At 43.6% G+C, this 6,537-nt stretch carries 8 protein-coding genes; 4 read left to right on the forward strand and 4 right to left on the reverse strand.

Annotation, left to right across the window (positions count from 1 at the left end; all coding sequences use genetic code 11):
* Both AC1DWN_RS24610 and AC1DWN_RS24615 read right to left on the reverse strand, forming a co-directional pair.
* The coding region (locus tag AC1DWN_RS24610; RefSeq protein ID WP_477561528.1) for a helix-turn-helix transcriptional regulator at window positions 1-434 on the reverse strand (434 nt) is incomplete at its 3' end.
* A gap of 265 nt (window positions 435-699) precedes the next feature.
* Complete coding sequence (locus AC1DWN_RS24615; protein WP_477561529.1) at window positions 700-1,125, reverse strand: NUDIX hydrolase; 426 nt, start codon at window positions 1,123-1,125, stop codon at window positions 700-702.
* A gap of 335 nt (window positions 1,126-1,460) precedes the next feature.
* Here AC1DWN_RS24615 and AC1DWN_RS24620 point away from each other — a divergent pair, with 335 nt between their 5' ends.
* From AC1DWN_RS24620 to AC1DWN_RS24635, 4 genes are read left to right on the forward strand one after another with little or no spacing between them, the layout of a single operon-like run.
* Window positions 1,461-1,790 carry a PadR family transcriptional regulator gene (locus AC1DWN_RS24620; protein WP_477561530.1) on the forward strand — a complete coding sequence of 110 codons (330 nt, stop codon included), beginning with the start codon at window positions 1,461-1,463 and terminating at the stop codon, window positions 1,788-1,790.
* A 13-nt stretch (window positions 1,791-1,803) separates the two neighbouring features.
* Window positions 1,804-2,673 carry a pentapeptide repeat-containing protein gene (locus AC1DWN_RS24625; protein WP_477561531.1) on the forward strand — a complete coding sequence of 290 codons (870 nt, stop codon included), beginning with the start codon at window positions 1,804-1,806 and terminating at the stop codon, window positions 2,671-2,673.
* Between the two features lie 12 nt (window positions 2,674-2,685).
* On the forward strand, window positions 2,686-3,447 hold the full coding sequence (locus AC1DWN_RS24630; protein WP_477561532.1) for an ABC transporter ATP-binding protein: 762 nt from the start codon (window positions 2,686-2,688) through the stop codon (window positions 3,445-3,447).
* Window positions 3,448-4,215, forward strand: a complete 768-nt coding sequence (locus tag AC1DWN_RS24635) for an ABC transporter permease (RefSeq protein ID WP_477561533.1) — start codon at window positions 3,448-3,450, stop codon at window positions 4,213-4,215. It abuts the gene before it with no gap.
* A 307-nt stretch (window positions 4,216-4,522) separates the two neighbouring features.
* On the opposite strand, the gene AC1DWN_RS24640 is transcribed toward AC1DWN_RS24635, so the two are convergent.
* Window positions 4,523-4,804 (reverse strand): transporter, encoded by a 282-nt coding sequence (locus AC1DWN_RS24640; protein ID WP_477561534.1) that lies wholly within the window; start codon window positions 4,802-4,804, stop codon window positions 4,523-4,525.
* Window positions 4,805-5,117: 313 nt separating this feature from the next.
* Window positions 5,118-6,032 carry a helix-turn-helix domain-containing protein gene (locus tag AC1DWN_RS24645; RefSeq protein ID WP_477561535.1) on the reverse strand — a complete coding sequence of 305 codons (915 nt, stop codon included), beginning with the start codon at window positions 6,030-6,032 and terminating at the stop codon, window positions 5,118-5,120.
* Window positions 6,033-6,537: the final 505 nt, after the last annotated feature.

A 6,537-nucleotide genomic window follows, 5' to 3' on the forward strand; every position in this document is an offset into this window, starting at 1 on the left:
TCCTCTAACCCAAGAACTTGAAAAGCATCCCGTTCCTCAATTCGATAATTCATCCCGACAACTCCTTTTAATATAATTTGAAAGGAGATGCGAGGATAGGCTTTTAACTGACTTCCGGCATTGCGCGCTGATGTAGGAGTCAATCCATGCAGATTTTGAAATGCTCGCGAAAATGATTCTGGCGTTTCATATCCATATTTCAAGGCTATATCAGTCACTTTATTATTTCTGTTTTTTAAATCAAAGGCGGCAAGCGTAAGCCTTCTGTGCCTGATATATTCTGATAAAGGTATTTCAAGTACAAATGAAAACATGCGTTGAAATTGATAAACAGAACATAAAGCAATTCTAGCAATCTGTTCATAATCAATATTATTTTCTAAGTTTTCTTCAATATAGTCAATAGCATGGTTCATACGTTGAAGCCAATCCACGGCGATCCCTCCTTTCAAAAGGAGCATATCATGCGGTAGATCAAGTCGCCTGATTTTTCATGCAGCGAAATATCAGATGATTGAAAAGTTCTACCTTGTAATAATTCTTTAATTATTTGAGTTATCCTGCCCGTTCGTGTAAAAGGCAGCCGATTGATTTCGGCTGCCTCGTTTAGGTGTGTATGAAGCTATAGTTTTCCGTTAGCATTGTTCCCCGAAGCGTAAATACGTTGTTAGATGGTGCCTACGACTTCTTGAGATACCATCATATATTCTTCTCATCAGTAAACTCAATACAAAAAGGTTGGATTTCAGGTCTTAAACAGTGCTCTATTCTTTGTCTGAAATCTTTCCATTCAACCTTTTTTAGTGCTTCATCTATCGGGAAGTATCCCGTCTCCAAACTTTCTGATGATTGTATTAATTCTCCACCTATTGGCTTCGCTAAAAAAAGGGTGTTACAAATTGAATTTCCTACGTTTTGAAATATTCCGCAGAATTTGATAATTTCAATGTCTATTCCGGATTCTTCTTTTGTTTCTCTTATTGCAGCTTGACTTAAGGATTCTCCTTCTTCTACTTGACCACCAGGCATCTCCCAGCCTCTTCTTGGTCCCTTAATAAGTAATAATTCATTCTTTTCATTCACAACAATAGCCGCTGCAGAAACGATATGTTTCGGTGTACTCATTTTATTACTCCTTATAGTCGTAATATGTATTTTAAGCTCTTTAGTTTTTAAATTCGCGAAGTGATTGAACTATCCTGCCAATTAGCTCAATGTGGCTGCCGTTACATGCCGATAGCCTCGTTATTTATGGTGATTGTTAAACTATAGTTTTGCTCCTTCTATCTCTGTCAGTCAGTAATCTGTTTCATGATTGGATTAAGCTCGAAAAAGAGAATGAATCCGTTAGATACCGTTATGAATTTATATCTTACTTTTCAAACAAAGTATTTAACTTGAAATACTACCTTGACAGTCATGGTAATGTGTCGTATTATACAAACATGGAGGTTGATTACATGAGCGAGAACAAAATTACATCCGACCTGCTGCGAGGGCATACCGATACGATGATCTTACGGCTCTTATCCGAAGCTGACCGCTACGGCTACGAGATTGTAAAGCTGATTGCCGAGCGCTCGGACGGTGAGTATGAATTAAAGGAAGCCACCATGTACTCGAGCGTCCGGAGGCTTGAGGCCGACGGTGATATCGAGTGGTATTGGGGCGATGGATCACAGGGTGGTCGGCGTAAATATTTTAGGATTACCGAAAAGGGCAAGGATGCGTACGCCCGCAACAAAAGCAATTGGGAGTACGCAAAGCGCGTGCTTGAAAACTTATTATAAGGGGATGAATGTTATGAATGAGAAATTGACCAACTATTTGAACGGCGTTTTCGCACCGTACGATGGAGTAAAAAGCGTCACCGAATTAAAGACTGACCTGCTCTCCGATTTGCAGGAGCGTTATCGTGATCTCAAAGCCGAGGGCAAGGATGATGAAACGGCTTTTGAGATGACCATCAACAGCATCGGCGACATTGAGCAAACGGTACAGGAGGTCGCTAACCTCTCCCGCTCGCTGGAGCGGCAGGTGGTGACAAACTTTAGCGCGAGTAACCTGGCAGAGAGCGACTTTGCGGGCGTTACGGCCCATAAAGGACAATTTAACGCTAGCGCGTTACGCGGTTCCTACTTTGCCGGCGCAGACTTGACCGGCAGCTCGTTTAAGGCCAGCGACGTACGCGAAGCCAACTTTGACGGCGCGAATCTGACGGACTGCAGCCTATCCGCCGTTGACCTTGCGAGTGCAAGCTTCAATAAATCGATCCTTGTACGCACCAACTTCAGCAAGACGGGGATGGACGGAACAAAATTCACAGGCGTAAAACTGGCCGACGTCACACTAAGCTTGATCGACCTTAGAAAAACAATCTTTGAAGGTTGTTCCTTTACCGGCGTGAACTTCGAAAAATCCGACCTGAGCGGGCTGTGTCTTGACGGTCAGACCTTTACCGGCGTTAAGTTTGACAAGTCGGCCTTAAACGAAGTTTCGTTTAAGGGCGCTACACTCAAAAATGTATCTTTTCAAGCGTATTTTTCGTTGACTAATAAGTATTACCGCACCATCAAAACGATCTGCTTTGACGGCGCAATGATGGATAAACTGACCTATGCTGGTCTTAAAGGCATGGGGGCCGATTTATCGAAGGTTACCGTTATTAAATAAGGAGGGAATCCTATGCAAACGAAGTCAATTCAAGTGAAGGGACTGCARAAGTCCTACAAGCAGCTTCAAGTGTTAAAGGACGTAAATTTCGAGGTGGAAAAGGGCAGTATTTTCGCCCTGCTCGGCTCCAACGGGGCGGGTAAGACAACCGTTGTCAAAATCCTCACCACGCTGCTCAAACAAGACGGCGGCACCGCCACCGTCAACGGATTCGATGTTGCGTCAAAGCCTGACCATGTGCGGCAGGCGATCAGTCTGACCGGACAATTCGCCGCCGTAGACGAAATACTGACCGGACGGGAAAATCTGATCATGATTGCCAAGCTGCGATACCTCAAAAATCCGCGTCAGGTTGCGGACGACTTGCTTAAACGCTTCGGCCTGACAGACGCCGCCGATCGCAGGGCGTCTACTTATTCGGGCGGTATGCGCCGCAGGCTCGACATCGCCTTGAGCCTTATCGGTAAACCGCAGATCATTTTCCTCGACGAGCCGACCACTGGGCTTGACCCCGAGGCACGCATCGAGGTATGGAAGATTGTTAAGGAGCTTTCCGACGGCGGCACGACGGTACTTCTAACCACGCAGTATTTGGAGGAAGCCGAGCAGCTTGCCGACCGAATCGCTATCCTGCACGAGGGCAGGATTATCGCCAACGGCACCCTCTCGGAGCTAAAACAGCTTTTCCCATCCGCAAAGGTGGAGTATGTTGAGAAACAGCCGACTTTGGAGGAAATATTCCTCGCAATCATCGGCAACAAGGAGGGAAAGTAAATGGAGCGGATAGAGAAACATTTTTTCAGTGATATGGGAGTTATGCTTGGAAGATCCATGCGCCATATTTTCCGTAGTATGGACACCATCGTCACGGTCTGCATCACTCCGATTGCGATGATGCTGCTGTTCGTCTATGTGTTTGGCGGTGCAATTGACACCGGTACAGATAACTATGTGAACTACCTGTTGCCCGGTATCCTGCTGATTGCGATTGCAAGCGGTATATCCTATACGGCTTACCGTCTGTTTTTGGATAAGCAACGAGGCATATTCGAGCGGTTTCACACCATGCCGATTTCACGTTCCACCTTACTGTGGGGGCATGTGCTGACCTCGCTGGTATCGAACGCCATATCGGTTGTCATCATCATTCTCGTAGCTTTGATTATGGGCTTTCGTTCGCCGGCAGGGATCATGTCATGGCTTGCCGTAGCCGGCATACTCGCGTTGTTTACGCTGGCATTAACTTGGGTCGCGGCAATTGCCGGACTTTCCGCCAAAACAGTGGATGGCGCAAGCGCCTTTTCCTACCCGATTATCTTCCTACCGTTTATCAGCTCAGCGTTTGTGCCGACCGAGTCGATGCCGTCGGTCGTTCGCGCCTTTGCCGAAAACCAGCCGGTGACCTCGATAGTGGAAGCCATTCGTGCGCTACTGTCAGGTCAGCCGGTGGGCAATGATATATGGGTCGCGCTTGCGTGGTGCGTCGGGATTTTACTCGTAGCATATTTCTTTGCAATGAGGGTGTATAAAAAACGGGTGTGAAGACAGTCCTGTAGAATAAATTCTATACCTATATAAGGGCATAACTGATGAGCAGTGTAAGAATACGAATGTCGTTATAAACATTTAAACTGGGTTACATCTAGAGGGTATTTATCCGAGTTATCGAGCTGTGGTCGAGTGCCTCCCGATTGTCCCCTACCCTCTCGCGCACAATCGCGTTTTGGAGTAAACATCGGGCGAGCCAAAGGCGCTGGATTATATTATATTTTATTTTCGAGGCTGTCCTAAGTATCACTAACAGAGCGCGGTGAGTGAACAGAACCACCGGCACTCTGTTTTTTAGTGCTCAGAAAGGGGTAGGAATCGGAGGACACGATACGGCATCGATGAATCGCGGATCGATACCATAGAAGTACCAGTATGATCCGCTCCATCTATACCCTGCAACACCATCCATATCGACATATGTCGGATAAAACCAGAAGTTCTCGCCAGACCTAAGCCAAACATAAGTGTACTGGTAAACGCAGTCGACGATATAAGAAACAGCGGGTTTCGGCGGGATGAATGCGGGAGGTGGAGACTGCGGCGGTTGTCTCATGGATCCTTTATTTCGCATTTGAACCATAACATCACTCCTAGCGGAAGATATTCATGATTTTACATGAAAGTGTATCTTATACTATGTAGGTGAATAACCACTTGACTGTACGCATGCCTAGTCATAACCATTTTGCACGGTCAACCGCTGCAATTTCTGTCCTGAAGCTTAAACTCCAGGGAATAGCTGTTATTATGTGTACGATTCCATTTCACAGGGTAGTTAAAAATTTCTCAAACTATTGGCTGAACTCTCCTGCCYGTTAGCGTAACGAAGGGCCACCCGACTGGCAGCCCTCATAGAATTTAACTATCGTTTCCCGTTAGTTCAAGCTTCTTTACTATTCATCTTTGATTACAGGCAACAAATAATCAAGAATAATTTTCCGCCCTTTTTCTAACGGTGTGCAATATCTATCGTATGTGTAGACATCACACCAATAAAAGTTTTCAATATCAATTTTGTATCCTGTTTTCTCGATCGCTTCGGAACAAATTAAGTATGCACAATCAATAATATCGTTAAGGTTATCGGCTTCAATCCATATTTTAGCAACTTTTCCTGCGGATATATTTTCTGCATACATTTTTTCTGGAACAGGTGCATCAAGTTCTACAAATTTACCTATGATATATTGGAAATTATCTTTTCCAACAAATTTACTCATATGTCCAAGTCCAATATAATCATCAATATCTTTGCAAATCCATCTTTCAATTTCTTGAATTCTGTCTAAAACGCCTTCCTTAAATGCTGAACCCCAGCACTCTTCTCCTGCCTTTTGAAACGAAGTCATTTTCATCATACCTACAATTTTACGAGCTCCAAATTCTACATACTCGATTTTTTTAAGCTCTGCCATAATTCGTTTTCCTCCTACAATTCTAATATTTGTAAAGGAGGTGCGAGGATAATCTTTAAGCTGTTCTCCGACCTTCCTAATATTAGAAGGTGAAACCTTGTGGTGCTCTTTGAATGCTCTTGTAAAAGCAGCATGGGAATTGAAACCATATTTCATAGCTATGTCAATAATCTTTTCACTGCTATTTCTGATATCATAACCCGCCAACGTCAATCGACGTCTCCTCATATACTCATTAATAGTAATTCCTGTAATATATACAAAAATACGCTGAAATAAGGGAGCAGGACAACCCGCAATTTTAGAAATGACACTATAATCAACATCATCTGAGCAAGATATAATATTCTCCAGGTATTCCACTACACACTCAAAAGCATTAAAGTTATCCATTACGCGCACCTCCTCTCGTTTTAAAATTATAGTAATTTGTTCGCCATATCACATTACAAGAACTGTACATTTTTTGTAAAGAAAAAACGCATTATAATAAATACTCTATAGTTCTAACTTTCTTCGTTCAACAACATAATCATATGAATTTACTGAAATTCAAAAATTTATTATGTCATAATGTATTTCGGTTTGTTGGATGAATAACTAGAAAAACTGACTGTTAGTATAGCTTAACAAAGGGCCACCTCTCGGCCAATGTCATTAAGTTAAGACGCAGGGCCAAAAATCAAGAACAAGAGCAGGTTATCGAAAAGATAGCCCGCTCTTTTTTTTTGCACAAAGAAGAAAAATAGAACTTGACAAGCAGATGAAATGGTGTGGCGAAGCCCCTTGAAAAAACGAGGAGGTTACGCCAATGAATGAGTACGCGAATTCGCTAAAAGAAACGCTGACATCCCTCATACGAGAAATGTCAGCGGCACCAGCACCTTATGTCAAAAAA

This window comes from Paenibacillus sp. P4_A7, assembly GCF_056402455.1.